The sequence below is a fragment of the Rothia sp. HMSC065D02 genome (genome assembly GCF_001815285.1).
Classification (GTDB): domain Bacteria; phylum Actinomycetota; class Actinomycetes; order Actinomycetales; family Micrococcaceae; genus Rothia; species Rothia dentocariosa.
This window is the reverse complement of record NZ_KV820091.1, coordinates 14670-39471: the sequence shown is the minus strand read 5'-3', so window position 1 is coordinate 39471 and position 24802 is coordinate 14670. Positions and strand designations below refer to the sequence as shown.

The following is a 24802-nucleotide window of genomic DNA, read 5'->3' as shown; positions in this document are numbered from 1 at the left end:
GCTCGAGCAGGTAGGAAAATCCTACCTTTTCGACCAAAAACCACCTGCTCGCGTTAAAGACAGAAGAGTCCCTTGGCTTTGAACCATTCTCACGTACGATAAAGGCTGTAGGAGGGAGTTATGACTCATATACGGTCTGGTACCTGCATTACCGCACTCGAGGCTAAGGAGAATCAGGTTTTTGCAGATGCGGCTTTGGCATTAGCTGGTCATCATGTCACTGACCCTGTGCTGAAAGATATTGTGGCTCGGGCAGCTCATCATGACATCACTGCCGATGAGGCTATCGCAGAGATCCGCCGCCATGTGCAAAGGGCATCGTGAGAGACGACGCTACCTTTCACACCTGGGATGATTACTATATTCCCGGCACTAGGGTGCTGCGAAATAAATTCACCACGCCAAACAAGCCCTTTGGTGAGACTGATCCCGAAAAATTGCGGGTTATGGAAGAAACAATTAATGGCCTAAGAGTGCAGTAGACAACCTGTAAACCATGCTTGGGTGAGATTATGATAATCCGCTGATGCAAATGACGACATAGAGTGCGTGTACATTAGAAACCCTTTACTATTAGGAAGTGAATTCTATAATATGGTCTGAGAAGGGAGGAACTTATGGCTACTACTGATAAGAAGGATGAAGAAAACCTTCGAGCGTATAAGTTCCGTCTTGACCCAAATCAAGCTCAGACTACCGCTCTCTATCAGGCAGTCGGTGCGGCTCGGTATACATACAATATGCTCACCGCATATAACTTGGAAGTTAATAGACTTCGTGATGATTATTGGAAGAGACGCCATGATGAGGGTATCTCCGACGCAGATATTAAAAAAGAACTTAATGCGCTTGCCAAAGAAGATAAACGCTATAAGCAGTTAAATTACGGAGCATTTGGAACCCAATATTTGACTCCTGAGAAAAAACGTCATGAACAAGCCGAACACCATATTGAAAATGGCGAAGATCCGTCAGTTGTGTGGAACCAAGAGACGGAGCGGTCGGCTAATCCGTGGCTTCATACCGCAAATCAGCGAGTGCTGGTGAGTGGTCTGCAAAATGCGAGTGATGCTTGGGACAATTTCTGGGCTTCCCGTACGGGTAAACGTGCTGGGCGTCTGGTGGGTACACCGCGTTTCAAGAAGAAAGGTGTTTCGCGGGACTCTTTTACGGTTCCGGCACCGGAAAAGATGGGCGCTTACGGCACCGCGTATCTGCGAGGGGAACCTGCCTACAAGCAGGGGCGACGTAAGATTACAGACTATCGTCATGTGCGGTTATCTTATCTAGGTACTATACGCACCTTTAACTCGACCAAGCCACTAGTGAAAGCGGTTGCAGCTGGCGCTAAGATTCGTAGATATACGGTCTCTCGGAATGCTGACCGCTGGTATGTATCTTTCTTAGTGAAGTTTTCGGAGCCTATACGTCGTTCTGCAACAAAGCGTGCTCGTGCTGCTGGTTCTGTAGGTGTTGATTTAGGAGTTAAGTACCTGGCGTCACTTTCAGATTCCGAGGCTCCACAACGCTTCCCGAATCTAAAATTTGTCGAAGGGCTGCCTAGCCTTGAGAACCCGCGCTGGAGTGAGGCAAGCTCGCGACGGCTGCATAAGTTACAGCGTGCTCTAGCACGTTCTCAGAAAGGGTCGAATCGACGTTCTCGTTTAGTGAAGCAGATAGCTCGGTTGCACCATATGACGGCGTTGCGTCGTGAGTCGAATCTGCATCAGCTGACGAAAAAACTTGCTACCGAGTATACCCTGGTAGGATTTGAAGATTTGAATGTTTCCGGTATGACCGCCTCTGCGAAGGGGACGGTTGAGAATCCGGGGAAGAATGTTGCCCAAAAGTCTGGGTTGAACCGGGTAGTTTTGGATGCGGCATTCGGCGTGTTCCGTAACCAGCTGGAGTATAAGGCTGTCTGGTATGGTTCTGCGTTTGAGAAGGTTGACCGTTATTTTGCTTCGTCGCAGACGTGTTCGGAGTGTGGGAGGAAAGCGAAAACCAAGCTGACTCTGCGCGACCGTGTCTTCGACTGTGCGTACTGTGGGAATATGATGGATCGTGATCTTAACGCGGCCGTCAATATTTGCCGTGAGGCGCAGAGGCTTTTTGACGAAAAACTCGCCTCAGAAGATAGGGAGAGTCTAAACGGACGTGGAAGTCGAGGCGCTCTTCGGGGTGCTGAGACTGTGGAAGCGTCAAGACCACCTGCGAGTCATCGTAGAGGGTCACCGTAGATGAGTAATCATCTGCCCATCTATTGCATTATGCACGCAACTGAATAGAGTTTTGCAGACATGTGGGCGTTATACCTAGTCAGCAAGTGTGTCTGCCCCGCGTGTGCATGGGTGGTTCCACGCGCAGCCGTAGTATCCGCCCAAGTATTAAGTCTGCCCCGCGTGTGCATGGGTGGTTCTCAGACCCGCTAGTGTCCTTAAAAGTCAAGTCCGTCTGCCCCGCGTGTGCATGGGTGGTTCCCACTCTCTACCCGAGTTACGAGCGGTAATGTCGTCTGCCCCGCGTGTGCATGGGTGGTTCCCGCCGCTGAAGAACCGCAACAGAAATTCAGCCGTCTGCCCCGCGTGTGCATGGGTGGTTCCATCTGAGTTCAACTCAGCAAATGCCGAATGGGGTCTGCCCCGCGTGTGCATGGGTGGTTCCTTGGATGCCGTCTACGAAGCTATGAACAGCGTGTCTGCCCCGCGTGTGCATGGGTGGTTCACTTACCGCTAAGAATCCTGAGCGGTACGCAAAGGTCTGCCCCGCGTGTGCATGGGTGGTTCCCACATACATCGTGGCTCTAACTTTTGACCCTAGTCTGCCCCGCGTGTGCATGGGTGGTTCCGGATGATGTCATGCAGTTCTTTTACTAACTCTGTCTGCCCCGCGTGTGCATGGGTGGTTCCCAGCAAATCAACTCTGGCCGTCAACCTCGCGGGTCTGCCCCGCGTGTGCATGGGTGGTTCCGGTTCCCACAAATTCTTGGTCTTCTTCAGACCATTCGACGCGGTATGTGTATAGTTCTTCCCGAGGAATAGACATTTTATTCTGCCTCCAATTTCTTACAAAGCAGTTTTGTTTGCTTCTATATGCGTATCTGGAAGTGTAGATAATTGCAGAGGGTGGAGCATGCGCGCGATATAGGGTAAGGTAGCAGCAATCGGGTGAGCACCCAGGTCCGCTAAAACTCTGAGTGACCACCCTGTGAGGACGTTATACTAGCCAGCGGCTAATAGCGTCGACTAACTTAGCGACCGCCTCGATGAATCGTGAACCTGCCTCAACAAGTCGCACGATCGTCCGGGCGGTTTCGCGTTAAAGCTGCACCGCCATTTCGTGCTCAACCAGACACGGCCCAAAGGACTGGTCCACCTTTGTAGCGCCCGTACACCGCCAGCCCTGCCGTTCGTAGAAGCTGATGGCGCGGGAATTTCCCTCCAACACCCAGAGAGTCGCGTGCTCACATCCCCATGCGGCAAAGGTGCTGAGTGCATGGCTCATAAGGGCGTGGCCGACACCCTGGCCGAGGGCATCCGGGTCTATGTAGAGTGAGTGGAGTCTCCCGACCATTGTCCCGCCCGGAGTAGCCCTTTCGGCGCGGTCAGCATTGTTCGGTGCCGCGCTGAAACTGCAGAACCCCAGCACCGCATCGCCGCGTGCAGCGAGCATAAACGACTGTTTTTCACCGTCGCCCGAACCCTGCACGGACTCTGACCTGCTGGGCGGCGAATTCTGGGGAAACTGGCTGAGGTACCCGCGCATCCGCTCGGTGTCTTCGGCGACGCTGAGCGAATCAAGGTAATCCTGAGATATTAAGCCCTGATATGCAAACCGCCACCCCTGAACACGGATGCGCGCTATTGACTGCGCATCGTAGGGGGTGGCGGGTCGAATCATGAGGGCATCCGGCATGGCTTAATCCTAGCGGAACGCCTCTGCACGAGATAAAACTAGTGGGAGTCGGTTTTCGTTCCCGTGGGGTCATCCCAGCCGAGGACTAGGGTTACGACCATACCCAGGGAGAGGAACCCTGCGCAGGTTGCGACACCGAACGCGACCCAGCGCACGGCGGTAAGTCCATTCGCCAGAACAACCGTGATAAACGCCGCAAGAGCGATAAAGCCAAGAATCCAGGCGCCAACTTTCAGATTCATCTGAACCTCCAAAACCGTCAGTCTCTACGATGCGTCGTTACGTTCCGTCCGGCACCGTAGCCGTACAGAACTCTATAGTCATAAATCCAGCATACCCCCGCTACGCCCTGCATGAAAAAATGCGCATAGATTATGCAATATTAAATCCGGTCGCGAGAAGGTTGTTTTTCGACGACAAGGTAGGATTTTCCGACCTGCTTGTACCAGAAACCACCTGCTCGCGACGCGAAGGGGGACAGGTGCGCATCCGTTAGGATTAAATCATGCACGCAATGATGAGCCCGCAGCCCCCCGCACACCTGCCCTGTGACGCCGCAGCCGCAGAGCGAACCCTGGTGATGGGAATCCTGAACGTCACCCCCGATTCCTTCAGTGACGGCGGCGAACACTACACCGCGAACGACGCTCTCACCCACGCACGGCACATGATCGCGCAGGGCGCAGACATTATTGATGTAGGCGGCGAATCCACCCGGCCCGGTGCGGTGCGCATCAGTGTTGAGGAGGAACTTCGGCGTATTCTGCCCGTGATCGAGGGGCTTGCCGAAACCGGTATCACCATCAGCGTAGACACCATGAACGCAGCGACCGCCCGCGCCGCCGTAGCCGCCGGGGCGCACATCATCAACGACGTTTCAGGCATGAGCGTGAGCGATGAGATGATACAGACCGTCGCCGAGCTGGGCGTACCCTATATTCTGATGCACGCGCGCGGCACCTCAACCACAATGGATGCGCTCGCCGCCTACCCGCGCGGCACCGTCGCCGAGGTGCTGGACGAGCTCGCCACCCTGCGTGATCGCCTGGTTACCGCAGGTGTTCATGCCGAGAACATTATCCTTGACCCCGGGCTGGGATTTGCGAAGGGCGGCATGCAGGATTGGGAGCTGCTCGCCGCCCTTGGGCAGCTGCACACGCTGGGGCACCGGGTACTAATCGCCGGTTCGCGTAAGCGTTTTCTGGCGAATACACTGAACGCTGCGGATGCGGCGCGCACCAAAACCCAGAATCTGGCCGCGAGCGCGAACACCGTGCCCGACCAAATGCCGCCCGCACGCGCCCCCGAAGACCGTGATGCCGCATCCGCCGCTCTCTCTGCACTCGTGGCGGCCCAGGGAGTGTGGGGGGTTCGCGTGCACAATGTGCCCCCCACGGTGGATGCCGTGACCGTGGCGAATACTTTACGCACTATTTCCCGCACCAAACATACCTAAAATTATGTACCAGTATTCACATCAGCTAAGGAACACCATGCCGAACCCAGCGCACGCCTATGCCTCCTGCGACCGCATTACCCTGACCGGTGTTGCCGCCGTGGGTTTTCACGGAGCGCTTGATTTTGAGAAACGTGAAGGTCAGCCCTTCGTGGTAGATACGGTTTTGTACACCGACTTCACGCAGGCTGCTGCAACCGACGACCTCGCCCAAACCACGAACTATGCGGAAGTTGCCGAGATTATCCGCACGCATATTGTGGGGGAGTCCCTCGATCTGATTGAGACTCTTGCCGTGCGTATCGCCCAGAACATTCTGGACGAATGCGCGTATGTGCATGCCCTTGAGGTGACCGTCAATAAACCGAAGGCCCCGATTGAGGTGACCTTCGGGAACGTGGCAGTGACCGTATTCCGGGAGCGTGAAGGCACGCAGATTCAGGGCGGAAAGGGTGCCTGCGCGCGTGGGTAATGTACCGAACGCGAACCAATCGCACCCTGCGCCCGGCATGGACGCGTTAGCGCATACGGCGGTGCTGGCTCTGGGATCAAACCTGGGCGAGAGCGAAACCACGTTAGAGCAGGCCGCCGCCGATCTCGTGCATCTTAGCGGGGGTGCAGTGCGGCTAGTGCGTGCCTCTGGGCTGTATGTGACGGAACCGGTGGGCGGCCCCGCCGACCAACCGGACTATATCAACGCCGTCCTTGAAGTACACACAAGCCTTGACCCCTACGCGCTGTTAGTGCTGTGCCAGCAGGTGGAGGCGCATCACCACCGGGTGCGGCTTGTGCGATGGGGCCCGCGCACTCTCGATATTGACGTTATTAGCTATGACGACCTTGTCAGCGATGACCCGGTTCTGACGCTGCCGCATCCGCGTGCGCATGAGCGCGCTTTCGTGCTGGTTCCGTGGGAACAGGCAAACCCGCAGGCGGTAATACCCTCTCGTGATGCCGCTACGGGCGAACAGACCCGGCATCTCGTTGCTGATTTAGCTCGCAGGGTACGCGCAGCCGATGAACGGGCGGGGGTTAACGCGGTACGATTTATGCGAGACATGAATTTGCCCAAGAACCTATTTGATAGTGGTGCTGAAAGCGAGGGCGTATGAAGCCCATCCGAATATCCGTTATTGCGTGTGCCGTGGCGCTGGGGCTTGTTGCTGCAACGATCCTGAATAATCTGGTGGTGAACGCTGGCGGCGGTGAGCTCGCGATGTCGCCTGTGGTGGCACTGATTTGCGTGGTAATAGCGGGTATTACGCTCTGGTTTGCGTTTCAGGTGGCGCGTTTTCGCAATGTTGAGACCCGGCGCAAAGCGAAATCCATGAACTCTCTCATGGCTGCGCGTACTTTGGCGTGTGCGCAGGGCGCGATTTTGACCGGGGCGCTGCTGGCGGGCTGGATGCTCGGGCTTATTGTCTACGATGTAGCGCTGGCGAGCGCTCGCGGTATTCCCGGGTTTTTCTGGTCTACTGTGGTGAATCTGGTTGGTGCTGTGCTGCTGCTGGCGGGCGGGTTGTGGGCGCAGTATCTGTGCCGTATTCCGCCGGATGATCCGGACGGTAATTCGTCTTCGGGCGGTTCGAATTCGGGTAAGCTTGCCGCTGACGGATACTCCCGTACGAGCGATCGACGATAGAGGGTATGTATGTCACAACTTTCACATGCTGAGGATGCTTCTTTCTCGCACGAGGGTGAGAGCTCGGTGACCACGACTGAGGATGAGTGGGTGCGCGCGCATCCTTCATATACCAAGATTCAGCTAATACGCGTCGTAGGGTTTTTTATCACGCTGGTAGGCGTTTTTGCGGCGCTGACCGTGATGTTTGAGATGATGCGTTCCTCCGGCGTTCTGCCCAAAACCACGTGGCTGCCCGCTCTTACTGGGGCGATCGCCGCTGTCCTGGTGGTGTGGGGCATCTGGTGGGCGGCGCTGCTACCGCGCCGCACCCGAGCGCTGGGTTATAGTCTGCGCCCCAACCATCTGATGGCGCGCCAGGGGTTGCTGTTTCGGCATGTGACGTCCATTCCGTATGGGCGCATCCAGTATGTAGATGTAGATTCCGGTCCCTTGGAGCGTGCTCATCACCTGGTGCGTCTGACGATCCGCACCGCTGGGGTGACCGCTTCTAAGGTGACGCTGTACGGTATTCCCACTGAACGTGGGCAGCAGCTGCGCGAGCTTTTGATACGCCGCGCCGATGAACGCATGGCGGCGCTGTAATGACACAGGAACCCCGAAACTCGAATAACCAGGACGTGCGTTCTGTCGAGTCTTCTAACACTTCTGAACACCAGATAGCCCCGGATGAAGCTGCGGAGACTCTCACGTGGTGGCGTACCGATGCGCGCACGTTCATCATGAACATATGGGTTTTCGTCGCGTTTATTATTTATCTCGCGTGGGATTATATTAAGAATTCCTTCAAAAATAATGCCGAGAATGATTACTGGAATATTCTGCGGCAGCTGCCCGAATATCTGCTGAACCACGTTGGACATAACCCGGTAATGCTGTATGGCTACGGTGCTGCGGCGGTCCTTATTTTTGGCGGAAGTATTCTTTCGTGGGCGTTTACCCGCTACAGTGTGAGCGCGCATTCGGTATACCGCCACAACGGAATATTTTTCAAGAAACAGCGGCAGATTCGCCTGGAAAGCGTGCAAAGCGTCGATATTTCACGCTCACTTGTCGCCCGTATTTTGGGGCTGTCCGAGCTTCGGCTTGAGGCTGCGGACGGTGCCGAAGAAGCCCTGCATATCAAATACCTCTCGCATGCGAAAGCGCAGAATTTGCAGGAACGCCTGCTGCGCAGGGTGAGTACCCTGCGTGCCGCCAATAGGTCAGAGTTCGCCGATGCTGTGAATGCTCCGGCTGAGAAGGCTCAGGAGGCGGACCTTGCAGGGGAGCAGCAGGCAGAAGCAGGCTACAAGCCGGAACGGTTGCTCCTCAAAGTCCCCAATCTGCGGGTTCTTGCCGCGATTGTGCTCAGTTCGCTCCTGTGGGCACTTCCGGTAGCGATTATCTGGGTGAGCGTTACGATCATGGGGTGGCTGATGAACCCCCAAAAGGAGTTGGGACAGATATCGCAGTTTATTTTTCCGTCCCTGATTCCAATTCTCGGTTTTCTCTGGCAGCTGTGGAGCAGCTTCGATCAGGGCGCAAATTTCACGGTGGAGCGCATCCGCCAGAACACTTCGGATGCGCGCGGCGACAGCCTGCGTATCACCTACGGATTCACGGGAACGCATACGCAAACCCTGTTCCCGCAGCGTATTCAAGCCCTCAAGATCGAACAGCCCCTGCTGTGGAAGCCCTTCGGGTGGTACCGGGTGGTGGTCAATATTGCGGGCGTGGCGGTAAATACGGAGGGTTCATCCGACGACTTATTTACCCGCAACACCGCCCTGCCCGTGGGCACCGCCCGCGAAATGCAGCGGCTTCTTCACCTGCTGCTGCCGAATGTTTCACCGCACAGCCTCGAAACCGTGCAGGCGGTCATGGAATCATCAAGGTACAACCCCGCCGACAGCCGCGAGTTAGGCGTGGTGACAGCACCGCGCCGGACACGCTGGCTTAACCCGCTCACCTTCCGGCGTGACGGCTTCGCGCGGGTGAATACCGAACAAGCGGGTGTCGATGATCAGCAGAACCGTGAGCTGCAAACCCCGGGACACGCCCCCACCCGGGATCTTCTCTTGCTGCGTGGCGGCTGCCTGCTGCGGTTCCTCTCGGTAGTCCCCGAGCGGCAGGTGCTCGTGGTGCAGTGGTCGCAGGGGCCGCTCAATCGCATCCTCAAAACCGCATGCATAAGTTTAGGCAGCGTTCCGGGACCGGTTAAACCCACCGTCCAGAACCTAGAGGCGCACGATGCCGAACGCATTGCCGCCGAGATCATCGCCCGTACTGACGGCACCCGGGCCTATTACACATCGCCTTCGGCATAATTCCCTGTAACGATCCGCCATGATCTTCGACGCACCTGGTGAACGCTGAAAAACACGCCGATTTTGCTGTACCTCATATAATTAAGAGTGTGACCACGAATCATCTGAAACCCGCACGCCTCGGAATCGGCGTTATCAGCGCCGGTAAAGTTGGCGCTGTGCTCGGTGCCGCCCTGCGCGCTGCCGGGCATTCCCTGGTGGGTGTGCATGCGGTTTCTGAAGCTTCTCAAGAACGGGCGGATGTGCTCTTACCCGGCGTACCGCTCCTTGAGGTGGAACAGATTGCCGAACGCAGCGAGCTGCTGCTGTTGGCTGTCCCCGACGATGAATTGGCTGGTCTGATCGAGTATTTGGCATCTTCCGGGTCCTTAACCAGTGGGCAGTTGCTTGTGCACACCTCCGGGCGGCACGGCACCGATATTTTCGCTCCCGCAACCACATTGGGCGCTATCGGCTTGGCGATTCACCCCGCCATGACTTTCACCGGTTTGTCCCTGGATTTACAACGACTCACCGGTACGAGCTTTGCCGTGACCGGGCCTGCGCCTTTTATCCCTATAGCTCAGGCGCTCGTCGTTGAAATGGGCGGTGAACCCGTCCACGTTGCCGAAGCCGATCGTGCGCTTTATCACGCCGCACTGGCGCATGCCTCGAACCATCTCGTCACACTTTTGGGACAGTCCCAGCAGATGCTTGCTAGTATCGGTATTGAAGACCCGGCGCGTTACCTCGGTCCGCTGGTTCGTGCGACCGTCGATAACGCGCTTGCGAGTGGCGAAGGCGCGCTAACCGGTCCCGTGGCACGCGGCGATGCAGGTACCCTGGATGCGCATCTTAATGCGCTGGTAGAGTACACCGACCACGAAAATACACAGGATATCGCTGACTCATATGCCGCCATGGTGCGCGCAACCGCATCTAGGGCGCATAATAGAAACTTATTAAACGACGACCAGAAGGCTCGGATTGAATCTACCCTGCGAACCCACACCACGGGCACGCGTCAATCCGGTGCGATGCCTGACGATAAGGAGTTCTCGTCATGACTGAGACCTCGATGCCCCGCATCGTCACGACTATTACCGAGCTTCGCTCCGCTATTGCGGAGGCGCTTGCTGCCGCCCAGGAACGGCTGAATGAGCGCGCCCGTGCCGAAGCCGCCGAACAGGAAGGCGAGGTGCAGTACCGCAGCGCTACGCTCGGGTATGTACCTACGATGGGTGCTCTGCATGCAGGGCACGCCACGCTTTTGCGCCGCGCGAGTGAACAGAACGATGTTGTGGTGGCGTCGATCTTTGTTAACCCGCTTCAATTCGGCCCCAACGAAGACTATGACAAATACCCGCGCGCCCTGGAAACGGATGCGCAGGTCGCCGCCGATGCGGGCGTCAATATTATCTTCGCGCCCTCCGTGGATGAAATGTATCCCGAAGGCGAGCCGCTTATTCGCATTTCCAGCGGCGAACTGGGCAACAAATTTGAGGGAATCACCCGCCCCGGACACTTCGACGGCGTGCTCACCGTTGTGAATAAGCTCTTCAATATTGTGCGCCCCGCCGCGGGTTCGCACGAGGTTAACGCTTACTTCGGGCAGAAGGATGCCCAGCAGGTTTTGCTCGTGCAGCGCATGATTCACGACTTCAACCACGACATTACCCTGCGTCCTGTCGCTATTGTGCGTGACGACGACGGCTTGGCTCTTTCCTCACGGAATGAATTCCTCAGCGAGCAGGAACGCGAAGCTGCGCTGGTGATTTCCCGAACCCTTGCGTTGATGCGCGAAAACTCGCTGAACCGCGGGTTTGAGAGCATTGATCTAGAGAGTGCACGGGCACGTATTAACTCAACCGAGGGTGTGCGCCTGGACTACCTGGAGCTTGTGGATCCGAGCAATTTCCAGCCGCCGACCGCTGATTCCGAGCGGGTGCTCGCACTAGTTGCGGCATATGTGGGTTCCACACGCTTGATCGACAACATGGATTTGCTGTAGCAAACCGTCACATTTGACCTCCTAAAACACGAGATAGGTACCTTTTGAGCAACGAGCAGAGCGCCACACCGGCCATTGCAGATATGTCCGAGCAAATGAAGATTCGCTTGGAGAAGCGCGCTAAGTTCCTGGAGACCGCGGGTGAAGCGTATCCCGTTGGGCTTCTGGATGCCGAAGGCAAGCGCATCGAACCGGATCATATCGCCGATATTCGCGCTCAATACGACCCGAAATTAGAGTCCGGCGAGCTCACCGCCGGGGATGAAACCGACCATGTGGTGCACGTGCCGGGTCGTGTTGTGTTCGTGCGCAATACCGGTAAACTCTGCTTTGCATCCCTGCAGGCGGGTACGAATGGCGACCGCATTCAGGCGATGCTCTCGCTCAATGAGGTTGGTGAACAGTCGCTTGCCGACTGGAAATCCCTGGTGGATTTGGGCGATCACGTGTATGTGACCGGCCGCGTGGTGGTCTCTCGCCGCGGCGAACTGTCGATTATGGTGCGTGAGTGGAGGATGGCCGCGAAGTCGATTCGCCCCATGCCCGTGCTGCACAAGGATTTGAACGAGGAAACTCGGGTGCGCCGTCGCTACCTGGACTTGATGGTTCGCCCTGAGGCACGTGACCTGGTGAAAAAGCGCGCTCTGATTACCCGCACTGTGCGCCGCGTGTTGGAAGATCATGGCTATATTGAGCTGGAAACCCCGGTGCTGCAGCTGGTGCACGGCGGCGCGACGGCTCGCCCGTTCCGCACCCACCTGAATGCCTTCGACCAGCCTATGACGATGCGCATCGCCACCGAACTTCCGCTCAAGCGTGCCGTGGTGGGCGGTATTGAGCGAGTCTACGAAATTGGTCGCGTATTCCGCAACGAGGGCGTGGATTCGACGCACAGCCCCGAATTTACAACCCTGGAATGCTACGAAGCCTACGCCGATCAGTACGTAATGGCTGAGCGCATGCAGGAGATTATTGTTGCGTGCGCACAGGAGCTCGGGGTTACCGCGATTGAGACTGAGGACGGCACGATCGACCTGGGCGGTGAGTGGGCGTGGCTGAGCGTCTACCCCGGACTGTCTGAGGCCGTGGGCGTTGAAATAACCCCGGACACCCCCGCTGAGACGCTGCGCGAGATCGCCGCCAAGCATGAGGTTGAGGTTGATCCCGCCTGGGATGCTGAGAAACTTGTGATTGAGCTTTTCGGTGAAATTGTGGAGCCGACTCTGCTGAACCCGACCTTTGTGTATAACTACCCGCCAAGCGCCCAGCCTCTGGCGCGGCCAAACCGCGATGGTTCCCGCACGATTGAGGCGTGGGATCTGATTATTGGCGGTATGGAGCGCGGTACCGCGTTCTCTGAGCTGATCGACCCTGTGATTCAGCGCGAGCGTTTGACTGAGCAGTCCCATAAGGCCGCTGCGGGCGATGACGAGGCGATGGAACTTGATGAGGACTTCTTGCGCGCTCTGGAGCACGGTGCACCGCCGATGGGCGGTCTCGGGCTGGGTGTTGACCGTCTGATTATGCTTTTGGCGGGTGAGCAGGATCCTGAACGCCCTGGAACCGTGGTGCGTCAGCCGGGTATTCGTGAAACTATTTTGTTCCCGCTGATGAAACCGGAGTCGTAATTTCGGGCTTGATCAAGGCTTTTCTTTCGTAAAGGTCTGTAAACCGCGTTAAACCGTAGATGCCGTTCGTAACGTGTATGCGTTATCGGGCGGCATTTTGCGCTATCGGGTATGCTGTCATCAGCACGAAAGGTTGTGAGGGATTTTCATGGAGATTTTGATTGCGTTGCTGCCTCCTATTTTTGCCGGGATTGCGTTATATTTCATTTTGCGTTGGATTAACCGGGCGGATCGCGCAGAACGTTCAGCACAGCGTGATGTCGAAAAAGACGCTCAACAGTGGTACGAGAAGGTAAAGGGTTCACAAGGAACGGTAAATCCTTTTGGTACTGATAAAACGGGTAATAAAACGGAGCGTCAATAAATATAACCGTTAAATGACAACACTATTCTGTGTCATTCCTTAGAATTCTCTATGTTGGTAGTCATTAGTCATTTATTTCTGTTATTATGAAGGAGATAAATTAGAGAGTGTGACAACGTGCAGTGTAAAACTCATAGTTGGAGCAATAAACCAAACTAAGGAGAAAACCCCTATGGCACAGAAGGTGCGCATTATTCTTGAGGACGACCTTGATGGTGGTCCCGCAGAAGAGACTGTACGATTCGGCCTCGACGGAGCTCATTACGAGATTGACCTATCCAGTGCTAATGCCGCTCGTCTTCGTGATGCAATTCGTCCGTTCGCATCTAAGGGTCGTCGCGTTCAGGTAGGCGCCTCCCAGCGCGGTTCCCGCGGTGGTCGTGGCTCTTCAGCTCCGGTGAAGCGTAACCCTGAAACCGCTGCAATTCGTAAGTGGGCACGCGAAAACGGTCACGAAGTTTCTGACCGCGGTCGCATCCACCAGGAAATTCAGGATGCTTACTACGCAGCTATGAAGGCAGAAGGTAAGTAAATAGTATTGATACCATCGCTAATTCTGTGATGGTATTTCATCTGCCGAAGGCGGGATGACACATCAAGTGTTATCCCGCCTTCTGTATAACGAGGTTTTAGAAAAAGCCCTTCATGAGAAGAGCTATCATCTTCCGGCTTTTTTATTAGCCCCGTGATATGTATTTAGGTAATCACGTGGCGGGTATCGCCCCGGGTCTTTTCTTGGTGTTTATGGAATCCCCGTTATCTTATGAGAGCAATCCTCAAGAATGTCTCCTAAGAATCTAAATACCGAAGCAGAATTATAACGTTTTAGTAAAGGGCGCGGAGGTACATTAGTATTGCTATAAGCTAAAGCAATATTAGGTCTTCTGATGGAGCCCGATAAAAGTTTCATGAAAATGTTTATGACCGTCGAGAAACGCCCGATGCGCATCCCGGTTTTGGCTCGGTAAAAGGCTCCCCGAAAAATAGCGACACAGACGTTCTCTTGATGGCGAACAGTGCACCGTAGCCGCGCTTTTCCACGTAATCTAGTATCAAGCAAAATTTCCAAGGAGTGCGCAATGTTTGAACGCTTTACCGACCGAGCTCGGCGCGTTGTGGTGCTTGCCCAAGAAGAAGCACGCATGCTCAACCACAATTACATCGGCACCGAGCATCTGCTGCTCGGGCTGATTCACGAGGGCGAGGGCATCGGTGCCCGTGCTCTTGAGTCCCTCGGGGTTACCCTGAATGCCGTGCGCGAACAGGTGCAGAGCATTGTGGGTCCCAGCCCCCAGGCGCCAAGCGGTCACATTCCCTTCACCCCGCGCGCCAAGAAGGTCCTCGAACTTTCCATGCGTGAGGCCATTCAGCTTAACCACGGTTATATTGGCACCGAACATATCCTGCTGGGTATGGTGCGCGCCTCCGAGGGCGTGGCAAACCAGGTTCTCTCCAAAGTAGGCGTGCAGGGTGCCGAGGTTCGCCAGGCCGTCATGGATCTTATTTCCGGATACCCCGGCAACAACGAGAATAAGGAAACCGCCGGTGTGGGCGCAGGCAACTCCCGTGAGGGCACCCCGGCGGGTTCGACGATTCTCGATCAGTTCGGGCGTAACCTCACCGCCGCCGCACGCGAGGGTCAGCTTGACCCGGTGATTGGTCGTCACCACGAGATGGAACGCGTGATGCAGGTTCTCTCACGCCGTACCAAGAACAACCCCGTGCTTATTGGTGAACCCGGTGTTGGTAAAACCGCCGTTGTTGAGGGCTTGGCGCAGGCCATCGTACATGGCGATGTTCCCGAAACTCTCAAAGATAAGCACCTGTACACCCTGGATTTGGGTTCCCTGGTTGCGGGCTCCCGGTACCGCGGTGACTTTGAGGAACGCCTCAAGAAGGTGCTCAAGGAGATTCGCACCCGCGGCGACATTATCCTGTTCATTGACGAGATTCACACTCTCGTCGGTGCCGGTGCCGCAGAGGGCGCTATCGACGCTGCCTCCATCCTGAAGCCGATGCTGGCTCGCGGTGAGCTGCAGACCATTGGCGCCACTACCTTGGACGAGTACCGCAAGCACATTGAGAAGGATGCCGCCTTGGAACGCCGCTTCCAGCCAATTCAGGTGGACGAGCCTTCCCAAGAGCTCGCCGTGCAGATTCTCAAGGGCGTGCGCGATAAGTACGAGGCTCACCACCGCGTAACCATTACCGACGAGTCGATCGAGGCTGCCGTGAACTTGGCGGCACGCTATATTTCCGACCGCTTCTTGCCGGATAAGGCCGTTGACCTGATTGATGAGGCGGGCGCTCGCTTGCGCATCAAGCGTATGACCGCCCCGCCCGAGATTAAGATTCTTGACGAGAAGGCGTCTAAGCTGCGCACGCAGAAGGAAGACGCTATCAAGGGCCAGGATTACGAGAAGGCCGCCGCGCTGCGCGATCAGGAGCAAAAGGTACTCGCCGAGAAGGCTGAGGCTGAGAAGGCTTGGCGCGAAAACGGCGATGCTTTCGGCGAGGTGACCCCCGAGGTTATCTCTGAGGTGCTCGCATCCTCAACCGGCGTTCCGGTGTACAAGATCACCGAGGAAGAGTCCTCGCGTCTGATCAAGATGGAGGACGAGCTGCACAAGCGCGTGATCGGCCAGGATAACGCTATCAAGGCTCTCTCCCGTGCGATTCGCCGCACCCGTGCCGGTCTGAAGGATCCGCGCCGCCCCGGTGGTTCGTTTATCTTCGCTGGTCCAACCGGTGTTGGTAAGACCGAGCTTGCGAAAGCTTTGGCAGAATTCCTCTTCGGCGATGAAGACGCCCTAATTACCCTGGATATGTCCGAATACCAGGAGAAGCACACCGTGTCTCGACTCTTCGGTGCGCCTCCCGGATACGTAGGTTACGACGAGGGCGGTCAGCTGACCGAGAAGGTGCGCCGCAAGCCGTTCTCGGTGGTGCTCTTCGATGAGGTCGAGAAGGCTCACACCGATCTCTTCAACTCGCTGCTGCAGATTCTTGAAGACGGTCGCCTGACCGACTCACAGGGTCGTGTGGTGGACTTCAAGAACACCGTGATCATTATGACCACGAACCTCGGCTCACGCGATGTGAACCGTCGCGTTCCCGTGGGCTTCCAGGCGATGGATCACGGCGACGCCGATTACGAGCGCATGCAGGCCCGCGTGATGGAGAACCTCAAGGAACACTTCCGCCCCGAGTTCCTGAACCGTGTGGACGATATTATCGTGTTCCCGCAGCTCTCCGAGAACGAGATTCTGCAGATTGTGGATCTCTTTGTGGGCCGATTGGCAAAGCGCCTGGCAGATCAGGAAATGTCGATCGAGCTTACGGATGCCGCAAAGGTTCTCATGGCCTCGAAGGGTTACGACCCGGCGATGGGTGCCCGCCCGCTGCGCCGCGAAATGCAGCGTAATATTGAGGATGCTCTCTCCGAGAAGATCCTCTTCGGCGAAATCAAGCCTGGCGAGAAGATTACCGTGGGTGTCGAGGGTGAAGGCGACGATGCGAAGTTCGTCTTCTCCTCGCAGCAGATGCGGGATTTACCCCTGGAGACCGTCAATAAGATGGCGGAATCTGCCGTGGAAGAAGCCGAGCAGATTACCGGAGGGGCCTCTGACTAGCGGCTTTCCCCTGTAGGCAATCCTGCGGGAGTTACTAACTAAGGCTTGTCCCCGAATCCTTCGCGTGAGGGTTCGGGGACAAGCCTTAGTTGTGCAGGGTGTTTTTGCCGTGCTTCTGATAATTATTGCTGTACCCCTCCCAATATCGCTGCGCTTCTGATAAGTGTGTATGTCGGTGAATAATAAAGCGAGACGGCGCTGGGGGATAGTATGCTTAGTACATGCCCGCATCATCGGAAAAATCACAGCAGTCTGTAAAATACCCTCCGCAGCCGGGACAGGGGCAAGAAGCCTATCTCGCCGAAACCCGGTCGCGCATAGGGTCGTCGATTAAACGCGCCGAGCAGGCGATGATGGCGGTCAAATCTAAGGTTCTGCGCGAGTACGATCTGAGCGTCGCACAGTATGCCGCCATGACTTCGCTCTACTATGTGCCCGGGCAGTCTGCGGCGCAATTGGCGCGTGCCGCAGCGGTAACCCCGCAGACGATGGCCACCATTCTTGCCCGTCTGGATGCGAAAAGCCTGATTACCCGTGTGCCCTCCGAAATTCATAGCCGCGTGAATATCGTGACCCTCACCGATGCGGGCGAAGAACTGGTTGTTCAGGCTGACGAGAAGGTTCGCGCCGTCGAGCGTGCCATGAGCGCTGAATTCACCTCACAGGAGCGTGAACAGCTGCAAGACCTGCTTGACCGGCTTATCGGGTTTCTTGAGCATAAGGGCGCATAGGCATACGAGCGCTTAACGCGATGATGCGGTCTTCGTGCATACGAAGACCGCATCGGTTCGCGCAGTATCGAAACCGCTACAGGCTTGCCAGCCACTCCTCAAGCGTGGTGGAGACGGTGTGATTTGCGGGATCGGGAATCAACCCGCCCTTGGCAATAGCGGAACCGAAATACGGCAGCTGCCGCACCACCTTCGGCGTTTTGCCGCCGACCTCGCCGCGTGCCGTGAGAAGACGCTTCACGAACTCCGCCGTTGTTCCTTCTTCTTCGCCGCGAATCGAGACGATGCCCGTACCCGATACCTTCTCGGAACCGTCGGCAACATCGCATACCAGCTGTGCTGCAGCATCCGCGGGAATAGGCGCCATTTTCATGGTCGGCAGCACCGAGACGGGCCCCACCGTAACCTGCTGAACAATGGGGTCAAGAAGCTCAAACCACTGCGTCGAACGAATAATAACGGTGTCTACGGCGGAATCCTGATAGGTTTTCTCCTGCGCCGCCTTGCCCGCATAGTAGCCGTATCCACGGCTAACCGCCGGGTTTTCTACTCCGGCGATCGAGACGCAGACGATGCGCTTCACATCGTTATCAGCCGCCGCTTGCGCGATATTGCTGGAGGTGCTGATAAAGGCGGTCTGCGCTTTTTTGCTGCTCATGATCATGTTGTTAATCGCGTCGATCACAACATCCACTCCGGTCAGCGCCGCGCTTAAATCCGCGAGCGATGAAACGTCTACCCCGTGTGAGCGGCTGATCGGAACTACCTCGTGACCGCGTTTTTCCAGTTCGGCGGCAATTTTCGAGCCGATGGTGCCGGTCGCCCCTATGACCGCTATTTTCATGGAGTCCTCCTTCACGAAGAAATGAGCTTTCCAGAATGTTTTCTCCATTTTTCCAAAGATTTCAGGTGAAAACAATATTTTTTCGGGGTTTATCGTGAGTTGGGGAATAGTGAATAAAAGGTCAAAATCTAAAGCGAAACTCTGTCCTTACGCTCTTTCGCGAGTTTATCTTTCAGAAGCCCGCTGTAGCATCGATCGATTTGTTCTTGGGACGAGTCGAGTTTGCGTAAATCCTGCACCGGAACCTTCAGGGCATCGGGAACCGTAATATCGGTGGAGAAGTCCGTTAGAAGTTCCCGCGGCACCGGTGCGTGCGCGGCGCGCAGAACCGCCATCATGGCACCGCGCAGCTGCCGGTCGGTGCCGTGCCAGCTCTGTCCCGTAGGCGTATACTCGGCCTGCGGTTTTCCCGCCTTCACCCACGCGCAGATATCCTCAAGAGGGCACTGTTCGCAGCGGGGATTCTTGGCGACGCATACGAGTGCGCCCAGCTCCATAACGGAAGCGTTCCACACGCAGGATACGGCGGTATTCTGCGGCATCAGCTCTTCGGCAAGGGTTGTTTCGGCGGTGTTCAAATACTTGTGGGGCAGCGCCTTGCCCATGACGGCGCGGGCGTGCACCCGGCGGATATTAGTGTCGATAACGGTGGCACGTCTGCCGAAGGCGAAGACCGTAATCGCCGCCGCGGTGTATGCCCCCACACCGGGAAGCTCAAGAAGTTCGTCATAATCCGCCGGAACCTCGCCGTCATGATGCTTCGTAATAGCGACCGCCGCGCCGTGCAGTCGTTGGGCGCGGCGCGGGTAGCCCAGACGACCCCAGGCGCGCACCGCCTCCGCGCTGTCCTCGGCTGCGAGGGATGCGGGCGTGGGCCAGCGGCGCATCCACTCTTCCCAAACGGGAAGCACGCGGTTCACGGGGGTCTGCTGCAGCATGAATTCGCTCACCATCACGCCCCAGGCCGTGCAGTCGGCGCGGCGCCACGGCAGGTCGCGGGCATGATGCTGGTACCAGGTATTTATGCGGTGGTGTAGTTCGTGTGAGTTTTGTAAATTGAACATGGCAATAATTGCTTGCGTTGTAATGTATTACTGTTTCTAGGGTAGGTTATATTGGGCGTCGGGTGCCAATTGACCCACAATATACAGGCAACGTATTTTTATCTATTCCATGTAGTTTATATATATGGTTTTGCATGCACGACACCCAAAAAACCGTTATTCTTAACGGTATGTCTGAACTTGGTCCCGAATTACCCCCCGAAGTATACCGCCGCCGTCGTATCGTTGCCGTGGTAGTGCTTATTCTTGTCTTGCTGGTTGGCATTGTTGGTATTACCACCCTAGTGAACCAGATTAATAAGGGGCCTCAAGACGACGCCGCCGCAGAGGCGACAGCCACCGGCGAACCTTTCCAGAATTTCAGCGCTCGCCCCACACCTTCTACGGTTGCGCCTTCGGGGTCGGTGAGCGGTTCAGCATCCGGCAGCCCGAATGCATCGGCAACCCCGTCTGTTTCTGGGACTCCCGCGGTATCCGGCAGTGCAACTCCGTCTGGGTTGGCGAGCGCATCCGCAACGCCAGCCGTGGCTCTGTGCAATGCCAAGGATCTAAAGGTGACGGTCGAGCCTTCAAAGAAGCAGTATGCGCCCGGTGAAATGCCGTCATTCCATGTGGTGTACACGAATTCTGCGGGTAATCCCTGCTTTATTGGCGGCGAGAAGGTTGCTGAGGGTGTGGAGATCAACATTACATCGGGCGATACCCAGGTGTATTCGTCTGCGAAGTGCACGCCCACTCCCACGAAGAAGACCGAGATTCCTGCGGGCAAGGAAGCCGCCAGCGATATTGCGTGGGATCGTAAGCTCAATACCTCCGGGTGTAATGCGCTGAAGAATACGGCGAAGGGCACATATTGGGTGACGGCTACCGTGAACGGGGTGACCTCGCAGCGAGTGAACTTCCTGTTGAAATAGCGCCCACGGTATTTCCCTGCGGGAATATATAAAAGACGTATAGAAAGAGCCTTTATTTCAATAAAGAGGGTTTTAATGCTTTATTGAAATAAAGGCTCTTTCTATCGGGCGGCTGGTGTTCTTCGGACCGTACCCGGCTAATGTTAGAGGTATTTTTCGAGGCTGCTTTCGGCCATGCGGGAGAGCGATTCGCGCACGGTGCGGGCACGATGCTCACCTATGCCATCAACATCACGCAGATCTTCTAAGGATGCGGCCATGAGCGCCTGCAAAGTGCCGAACCGTTCAACGAGGCGTTCGGCAATTGTGTTCGGAATAGTGGCGATGCCGTCAAGCAGGCGGTAGCCGCGTGGCTGCAGGGGAGTGTCGAGCTCGTAATCGCCGAACCCTGCAGCCTGGGCGATCATAGTGAGATCCACAATATCCATGTCGGTAAGGGCGCGCAGAGTCCGAATTGCGATGGAGATACTTTGCGCGGTGGGCCGCGGCAGGTAGTCGTGCAGAATAACGTCGATACCCGCCATATCGGGGCTGCGAAGCTCTTCAAGCTGAAGCGCCACCAGGCGACCGTTCACACCGAGTTCAAGCACATAGTGACTGACTTCGGAGATAATGCGCCGCACCATCTCCATGCGCTGCAGGGTGATAGCGACATCGCTGAGCGTAACGTGTGATTCGATTTCGAGCGCGGACAGCGTGGAAAGCACCTTGTTGAGGCGCTTCTTATAGCTTTCAAGGGTCTGGATTGCCTGGTTGGCGCGCGCCATCAAGTATTGGGTGTCTTCAACCGTGTACCGGGTGCCGTCCACATACACCGAAATGACGGACATAGAGGCGCTAACCGAGATCACCGGGAAACCCGTCTGGATTGCCATGCGTTCGGCGGTGCGGTGCCGGGTTCCGGATTCGTTGGTGTCAATGGTTGCATCCGGCATGAGCTGTACTGCCGCCATGAGTAGGCGGGTGGCGTCGCGATCACAGATGATCGCGCCATCCATCTTGGCGAGCTCACGCAGGCGGGTGGCAGAAAATTCGGTGTCGATGGTGAACCCACCGGAGGAGAGCCCCGTGACGGTGCGGTCTGAACCGAGCACGATGAGTGCGCCTGTGCGCCCGCGGAGGATGCGTTCTAACCCTTCACGCAGCTCGGTGCCGGGGGCGATCTGCGCAATGGTCTTCAGGAGGAGGTCACTGTAATCTGTCTGCACGGAATATATTGTATCGTTTTAGCCTGTGTCACCGCCTTTGTGCGTACCCAGCCCCGATATTCTCTTCTTCGGCTTTTGACGATCTAGGTGTTTAAAACGTTAGGGCCGCCCGTACAATAAAAACCATGGCTGCACGCACAAAAACCACTAAAGGAACCCCCGCCTACCGCTGTACCGAATGCGGCTGGACCACCGCCAAATGGGTGGGCCGATGCGGTGAATGCCAAACCTGGGGCTCTGTCGAGGAAGCCGCCGGGGGTACCGTGGCGCGCACCCGTACCGCATCCAGCGTGCAGAAACCGGCGCAGGTGATTGGCGAGGTAGACTCGACCGTCGCTGCCTATATGAGCACCGGCAACCCCGAATTCGACCGGGTGCTCGGCGGGGGCCTGGTGCCCGGCGCCGTGATTCTGATGGCTGGCGAACCCGGCGTGGGCAAATCTACCCTGCTGCTGGATGTTGCCGCCACCTTCGCGCGCGGATACACCCCGCGAACTCCCGCCGCTGAGCGTGCCCGAGCGAAAACCCGCGACGTGCTGTATGTGACCGGTGAAGAATCCGCCGCGCAGGTTAAGCTGCGTGCGGACCGCATTCACGCCGTCGCCGATACCCTGTACTTGACGAGCGAAACCGACCTGGGGACCGCGCTGGCGCATATTGAGCAGGTAGACCCGGCGATGCTGGTGATCGACTCGGTGCAGACCCTTGCGTCCGCAGATGTTGAGGGCAGCGCCGGGGGTGTTACGCAGGTGAGGGAGGTTGCCGCATCGCTGATAGCGGCCGCGAAAGCACGCAATATGTGCACCCTGCTGGTGGGGCATGTGACCAAGGAAGGCACGATCGCCGGGCCGCGCCTGCTGGAACACCTGGTCGATGTGGTGTGCCAGTTCGAGGGCGATAAACACTCCAATATTCGCATGCTGCGCGCCATCAAAAACCGATACGGACCCACCGACGAGGTCGGCTGTTTCGATATGCACGAGGACGGGATCGCGCCCGTGCTCGACCCGTCCGGCATGTTCGTTTCGCGCACGCCGCATCCGGTGGCGGGAACCTGCGTGACCGTGACGATGGAGGGGCGCCGCCCGCTTTTGGCCGAAGTCCAGGCGCTCTTGGATCAGGCGGTGGCACCCGCGCCCAGGCGCACGGTGGCGGGGTTGGATTCGGCGCGCATCCAGATGCTTTTGGCGGTTTTGCAGCGCCGTGCCGGGCTGAACGTGGGCAAACTCGACTGCTATGTTTCCACGGTGGGAGGCGCCAAAATCTCTGAGCCTGCTGCCGATTTGGCGTGCGTGATGGCGCTGGCATCGGCAGCGCAGAATAAGCCGCTGCCGCGTAAACTCGCGGTGTTTGGCGAGGTCGGCCTGGCGGGGGAGGTGCGTGCCGTGCCGGGTATTCGCCAGCGTATCGCCGAGGTCGGCAGGCTGGGGTTCACGCATGTGCTGGTGCCCGCATCCCCAACGGGCGTGGGGCAGATGCCCGATGGTGTGACCGTGCGCGAGGTCGCCACCTTAGGCGAGGCGCTGAACCTGCTCTTCCCGCAGGATAAATAACTGCCGCACATCGTAACGTGACCGCGAGCAGATAGTATTTCGGCGAGCAGATAACGGATTGCTATCTGCTCGCCAAAATACTATCTGCGCGCGGGTCTCATGGTCGGGTTTTATAGACGGATCTCATGGGGATTAGGTGCACACCATCAGTCACACGATACGAACAGGAAAGACCTACCCCAGCCCCTCTTCAAGGTCTTCATCGCGTAGCATGATATTAACGGTGCGGGTGCGCAAATCTTCCTCCTGAGCGCCCGCAACATCAGCCTGCACAATCGGAATCTCGGAGGTACGCGGCGCATGCTCCGTCACGGCCTCGCCCAGCGGTACCAGCGTGGCGACTGCATCCTCATGATCCATACCGGTAGCCTCTAACATATCCACGGTTATAAGCCTCAGCATAAGCACCAACGACTCGCCCTCGAAGGTCTCTACCCCCAGATGCTTCGGTTCCAGAGTCTCGGCGAGAGAAATCAGGCGCTCGCGGGCAACCTCCATATAGTGTTCACGCTCATGCTCGGTACTGGAATACATACCCAGCCCCGTGCTCTGGGTGGCAAGCGCCAGTTCTTCGAGCGCCGCCGAAAGCTTTTCAAGAGCCTTCGGGCGCAGCTGCACATGTGCAATCGTGGATGCCATGCGCCTGTTAAACACGCGGGTGTTGCGAATCGCCAAATCGATAGCCCCGAGAGTCTGCGCCAGTCGATCAAGCTCGATTCGGGTCTTCTTTCCCGCCCACGAAAGCTGCGCCATACCGCGCGCCGTCACCAAATCGTTCTTACTCGCCTCATACAGCGGCTGAAGTTTACGCGAATCCTGCAGGCTCTGATACGCCTGATCGTAGTTGTACCGGCGGATTGCCTTCGCAGCCAGAAAGAAGACATCCGAGAAAGCGCTCATAAGAGCCTCGGCACGCTGACGTGACCCATTTCGCGGGTCTTTGGGCATCAAAAACATCATAAGGAACGCCGCAACACCACCGATCACGCCGTCGAGGCTGCGGGTAAACGGCAGATCCGAGGTTGGCGGCAGCAGAATCACCAGGCAGGCCTGAAAACTGAGCTGAATCGTAAAAATAATGCCGTTATCCAAGAACCTGGCCAGAAGTACCGAAATAAACAGGGCAAGCGTGGCCTGCCAGATGCCGCGCCCGAGCATCTGCAAAAACAGATCGCCAATCAGAATGCCCAGGCTCACACCGAACGAAACCTCCAGAATGCGCCGCGAATGGGTAGAGCCACTCACGTACCCGAGCGAGACTAGTGCCGCGACCGCCGCGAAAATAGGTTCCTCATGCCCCAGCACACGCTCCGCAAAAAGATACGCCCCCATTGAGGCGATCGTGATCTGAATAGACTGAAAAAATCCCGCCCGAACGCGGTGAGCCCCGGCGCGGACATAGTTTAAGAATTGTTCCTTCATGGATGCGTGTGCCATAGTGTCTAGTCTACCCGCCCTGAAATTGTGCCGCCGCAGGTCTTTTGCGCCCTTGGATGATATGCATCAAAGGCTCCTCATTCGAAACAAAGCGGGATCTCTGATGTTTGGCAAG

23 protein-coding genes and 1 CRISPR repeat array are annotated in these 24802 nt (G+C 56.8%); of the genes, 17 read left to right on the top strand and 6 right to left on the bottom strand.

Annotated features, from left to right (window positions below):
• Window positions 1-120: 120 nt before the first annotated feature.
• Both HMPREF3016_RS06595 and HMPREF3016_RS06590 read left to right on the top strand, forming a co-directional pair.
• On the top strand, window positions 121-324 hold the full coding sequence (locus tag HMPREF3016_RS06595; protein ID WP_070741199.1) for an antitoxin VbhA family protein: 204 nt from the start codon (window positions 121-123) through the stop codon (window positions 322-324).
• A 293-nt stretch (window positions 325-617) separates the two neighbouring features.
• Window positions 618-2240, top strand: a complete 1623-nt coding sequence (locus HMPREF3016_RS06590; RefSeq protein WP_070741197.1) for an RNA-guided endonuclease InsQ/TnpB family protein — start codon at window positions 618-620, stop codon at window positions 2238-2240.
• A gap of 90 nt (window positions 2241-2330) precedes the next feature.
• Window positions 2331-2970: direct repeats of the CRISPR family, unit length 28 nt; unit sequence GTCTGCCCCGCGTGTGCATGGGTGGTTC.
• Window positions 2971-3318: 348 nt separating this feature from the next.
• On the opposite strand, the gene HMPREF3016_RS06585 is transcribed toward HMPREF3016_RS06590, so the two are convergent.
• A complete protein-coding gene (locus tag HMPREF3016_RS06585) occupies window positions 3319-3915 on the bottom strand; it encodes a GNAT family N-acetyltransferase (protein ID WP_070741194.1) in 597 nt (198 codons plus the stop codon).
• Between the two features lie 38 nt (window positions 3916-3953).
• Window positions 3954-4157 (bottom strand): hypothetical protein, encoded by a 204-nt coding sequence (locus HMPREF3016_RS06580; protein ID WP_048755025.1) that lies wholly within the window; start codon window positions 4155-4157, stop codon window positions 3954-3956.
• A 263-nt stretch (window positions 4158-4420) separates the two neighbouring features.
• Here HMPREF3016_RS06580 and folP point away from each other — a divergent pair, with 263 nt between their 5' ends.
• From folP to HMPREF3016_RS06515, 13 genes are all read left to right on the top strand, one after another.
• A complete protein-coding gene (gene folP, locus HMPREF3016_RS06575; RefSeq protein ID WP_070741191.1) occupies window positions 4421-5371 on the top strand; it encodes a dihydropteroate synthase in 951 nt (316 codons plus the stop codon).
• A gap of 37 nt (window positions 5372-5408) precedes the next feature.
• A complete protein-coding gene (gene folB, locus HMPREF3016_RS06570) occupies window positions 5409-5843 on the top strand; it encodes a dihydroneopterin aldolase (RefSeq protein ID WP_037231372.1) in 435 nt (144 codons plus the stop codon).
• Between the two features lie 37 nt (window positions 5844-5880).
• Window positions 5881-6483, top strand: coding sequence for a 2-amino-4-hydroxy-6-hydroxymethyldihydropteridine diphosphokinase (folK, locus tag HMPREF3016_RS06565; protein WP_070741432.1), 603 nt, complete (start codon window positions 5881-5883; stop codon window positions 6481-6483).
• The gene (locus HMPREF3016_RS06560) at window positions 6480-7013 is read left to right on the top strand and encodes a DUF3180 domain-containing protein (RefSeq protein ID WP_004005758.1); all 534 of its coding nucleotides are present in this window, start codon (window positions 6480-6482) and stop codon (window positions 7011-7013) included. The genes folK and HMPREF3016_RS06560 overlap by 4 nt, the downstream gene beginning before the upstream one ends.
• Window positions 7014-7022: 9 nt before the next feature.
• The gene (locus tag HMPREF3016_RS06555) at window positions 7023-7598 is read left to right on the top strand and encodes a PH domain-containing protein (RefSeq protein ID WP_246828502.1); all 576 of its coding nucleotides are present in this window, start codon (window positions 7023-7025) and stop codon (window positions 7596-7598) included.
• Window positions 7598-9322 carry a PH domain-containing protein gene (locus HMPREF3016_RS06550; RefSeq protein ID WP_246828501.1) on the top strand — a complete coding sequence of 575 codons (1725 nt, stop codon included), beginning with the start codon at window positions 7598-7600 and terminating at the stop codon, window positions 9320-9322. The genes HMPREF3016_RS06555 and HMPREF3016_RS06550 overlap by 1 nt, the downstream gene beginning before the upstream one ends.
• An 89-nt stretch (window positions 9323-9411) precedes the next feature.
• Entirely contained in the window at window positions 9412-10368 is a 957-nt protein-coding gene (locus HMPREF3016_RS06545; protein ID WP_070741424.1) for a Rossmann-like and DUF2520 domain-containing protein, read from the top strand.
• The gene (gene panC / locus HMPREF3016_RS06540) at window positions 10365-11312 is read left to right on the top strand and encodes a pantoate--beta-alanine ligase (protein WP_048753177.1); all 948 of its coding nucleotides are present in this window, start codon (window positions 10365-10367) and stop codon (window positions 11310-11312) included. The genes HMPREF3016_RS06545 and panC overlap by 4 nt, the downstream gene beginning before the upstream one ends.
• A 95-nt stretch (window positions 11313-11407) precedes the next feature.
• Window positions 11408-12940, top strand: a complete 1533-nt coding sequence (gene lysS / locus HMPREF3016_RS06535; RefSeq protein ID WP_238382396.1) for a lysine--tRNA ligase — start codon at window positions 11408-11410, stop codon at window positions 12938-12940.
• Between the two features lie 148 nt (window positions 12941-13088).
• On the top strand, window positions 13089-13304 hold the full coding sequence (locus tag HMPREF3016_RS06530) for a hypothetical protein (RefSeq protein ID WP_004005752.1): 216 nt from the start codon (window positions 13089-13091) through the stop codon (window positions 13302-13304).
• Between the two features lie 172 nt (window positions 13305-13476).
• Window positions 13477-13836 (top strand): histone-like nucleoid-structuring protein Lsr2, encoded by a 360-nt coding sequence (locus HMPREF3016_RS06525; protein WP_004005751.1) that lies wholly within the window; start codon window positions 13477-13479, stop codon window positions 13834-13836.
• Window positions 13837-14383: 547 nt separating this feature from the next.
• Window positions 14384-16936, top strand: a complete 2553-nt coding sequence (locus tag HMPREF3016_RS06520; RefSeq protein WP_013397971.1) for an ATP-dependent Clp protease ATP-binding subunit — start codon at window positions 14384-14386, stop codon at window positions 16934-16936.
• Window positions 16937-17157: 221 nt separating this feature from the next.
• Window positions 17158-17667: a MarR family winged helix-turn-helix transcriptional regulator gene (locus tag HMPREF3016_RS06515; RefSeq protein WP_048755020.1), complete on the top strand. Its 510-nt coding sequence runs from the start codon at window positions 17158-17160 to the stop codon at window positions 17665-17667.
• Between the two features lie 76 nt (window positions 17668-17743).
• Here the strand turns inward: HMPREF3016_RS06515 and HMPREF3016_RS06510 are convergent, their stop codons facing one another.
• A complete protein-coding gene (locus tag HMPREF3016_RS06510) occupies window positions 17744-18511 on the bottom strand; it encodes an SDR family oxidoreductase (protein WP_070741189.1) in 768 nt (255 codons plus the stop codon).
• A gap of 128 nt (window positions 18512-18639) precedes the next feature.
• A complete protein-coding gene (locus HMPREF3016_RS06505) occupies window positions 18640-19575 on the bottom strand; it encodes an HhH-GPD family protein (RefSeq protein ID WP_070741181.1) in 936 nt (311 codons plus the stop codon).
• A 134-nt stretch (window positions 19576-19709) separates the two neighbouring features.
• Here HMPREF3016_RS06505 and HMPREF3016_RS06500 point away from each other — a divergent pair, with 134 nt between their 5' ends.
• Window positions 19710-20489: a hypothetical protein gene (locus HMPREF3016_RS06500; protein ID WP_070741180.1), complete on the top strand. Its 780-nt coding sequence runs from the start codon at window positions 19710-19712 to the stop codon at window positions 20487-20489.
• A gap of 143 nt (window positions 20490-20632) precedes the next feature.
• Here the strand turns inward: HMPREF3016_RS06500 and disA are convergent, their stop codons facing one another.
• Window positions 20633-21697, bottom strand: a complete 1065-nt coding sequence (gene disA, locus HMPREF3016_RS06495) for a DNA integrity scanning diadenylate cyclase DisA (RefSeq protein WP_070741178.1) — start codon at window positions 21695-21697, stop codon at window positions 20633-20635.
• 125 nt (window positions 21698-21822) lie between these two features.
• Between disA and radA the strand changes: the two genes are divergently transcribed.
• Window positions 21823-23250 (top strand): DNA repair protein RadA, encoded by a 1428-nt coding sequence (gene radA, locus HMPREF3016_RS06490; protein WP_070741176.1) that lies wholly within the window; start codon window positions 21823-21825, stop codon window positions 23248-23250.
• Between the two features lie 174 nt (window positions 23251-23424).
• Here the strand turns inward: radA and HMPREF3016_RS06485 are convergent, their stop codons facing one another.
• Window positions 23425-24687 (bottom strand): FUSC family protein, encoded by a 1263-nt coding sequence (locus tag HMPREF3016_RS06485; protein ID WP_070741171.1) that lies wholly within the window; start codon window positions 24685-24687, stop codon window positions 23425-23427.
• Window positions 24688-24802 lie beyond the last annotated feature (115 nt).

Excerpts from the sequence above, each read along its gene's own strand:
- HMPREF3016_RS06595 (WP_070741199.1), top strand. The coding sequence starts at position 121 with ATGACTCATATACGGTCTGGTACCTGCATTACCGCACTCGAGGCTAAG.
- HMPREF3016_RS06590 (WP_070741197.1), top strand. The coding sequence starts at position 618 with ATGGCTACTACTGATAAGAAGGATGAAGAAAACCTTCGAGCGTATAAG.
- HMPREF3016_RS06585 (WP_070741194.1), bottom strand. The coding sequence starts at position 3,915 with ATGCCGGATGCCCTCATGATTCGACCCGCCACCCCCTACGATGCGCAG.
- HMPREF3016_RS06580 (WP_048755025.1), bottom strand. The coding sequence starts at position 4,157 with ATGAATCTGAAAGTTGGCGCCTGGATTCTTGGCTTTATCGCTCTTGCG.
- folP (WP_070741191.1), top strand. The coding sequence starts at position 4,421 with ATGCACGCAATGATGAGCCCGCAGCCCCCCGCACACCTGCCCTGTGAC.
- folB (WP_037231372.1), top strand. The coding sequence starts at position 5,409 with ATGCCGAACCCAGCGCACGCCTATGCCTCCTGCGACCGCATTACCCTG.
- folK (WP_070741432.1), top strand. The coding sequence starts at position 5,881 with ATGGACGCGTTAGCGCATACGGCGGTGCTGGCTCTGGGATCAAACCTG.
- HMPREF3016_RS06560 (WP_004005758.1), top strand. The coding sequence starts at position 6,480 with ATGAAGCCCATCCGAATATCCGTTATTGCGTGTGCCGTGGCGCTGGGG.
- HMPREF3016_RS06555 (WP_246828502.1), top strand. The coding sequence starts at position 7,023 with ATGTCACAACTTTCACATGCTGAGGATGCTTCTTTCTCGCACGAGGGT.
- HMPREF3016_RS06550 (WP_246828501.1), top strand. The coding sequence starts at position 7,598 with ATGACACAGGAACCCCGAAACTCGAATAACCAGGACGTGCGTTCTGTC.
- panC (WP_048753177.1), top strand. The coding sequence starts at position 10,365 with ATGACTGAGACCTCGATGCCCCGCATCGTCACGACTATTACCGAGCTT.
- lysS (WP_238382396.1), top strand. The coding sequence starts at position 11,408 with ATGAAGATTCGCTTGGAGAAGCGCGCTAAGTTCCTGGAGACCGCGGGT.
- HMPREF3016_RS06530 (WP_004005752.1), top strand. The coding sequence starts at position 13,089 with ATGGAGATTTTGATTGCGTTGCTGCCTCCTATTTTTGCCGGGATTGCG.
- HMPREF3016_RS06525 (WP_004005751.1), top strand. The coding sequence starts at position 13,477 with ATGGCACAGAAGGTGCGCATTATTCTTGAGGACGACCTTGATGGTGGT.
- HMPREF3016_RS06520 (WP_013397971.1), top strand. The coding sequence starts at position 14,384 with ATGTTTGAACGCTTTACCGACCGAGCTCGGCGCGTTGTGGTGCTTGCC.
- HMPREF3016_RS06515 (WP_048755020.1), top strand. The coding sequence starts at position 17,158 with ATGCCCGCATCATCGGAAAAATCACAGCAGTCTGTAAAATACCCTCCG.
- HMPREF3016_RS06510 (WP_070741189.1), bottom strand. The coding sequence starts at position 18,511 with ATGAAAATAGCGGTCATAGGGGCGACCGGCACCATCGGCTCGAAAATT.
- HMPREF3016_RS06505 (WP_070741181.1), bottom strand. The coding sequence starts at position 19,575 with ATGTTCAATTTACAAAACTCACACGAACTACACCACCGCATAAATACC.
- HMPREF3016_RS06500 (WP_070741180.1), top strand. The coding sequence starts at position 19,710 with ATGCACGACACCCAAAAAACCGTTATTCTTAACGGTATGTCTGAACTT.
- radA (WP_070741176.1), top strand. The coding sequence starts at position 21,823 with ATGGCTGCACGCACAAAAACCACTAAAGGAACCCCCGCCTACCGCTGT.
- HMPREF3016_RS06485 (WP_070741171.1), bottom strand. The coding sequence starts at position 24,687 with ATGGCACACGCATCCATGAAGGAACAATTCTTAAACTATGTCCGCGCC.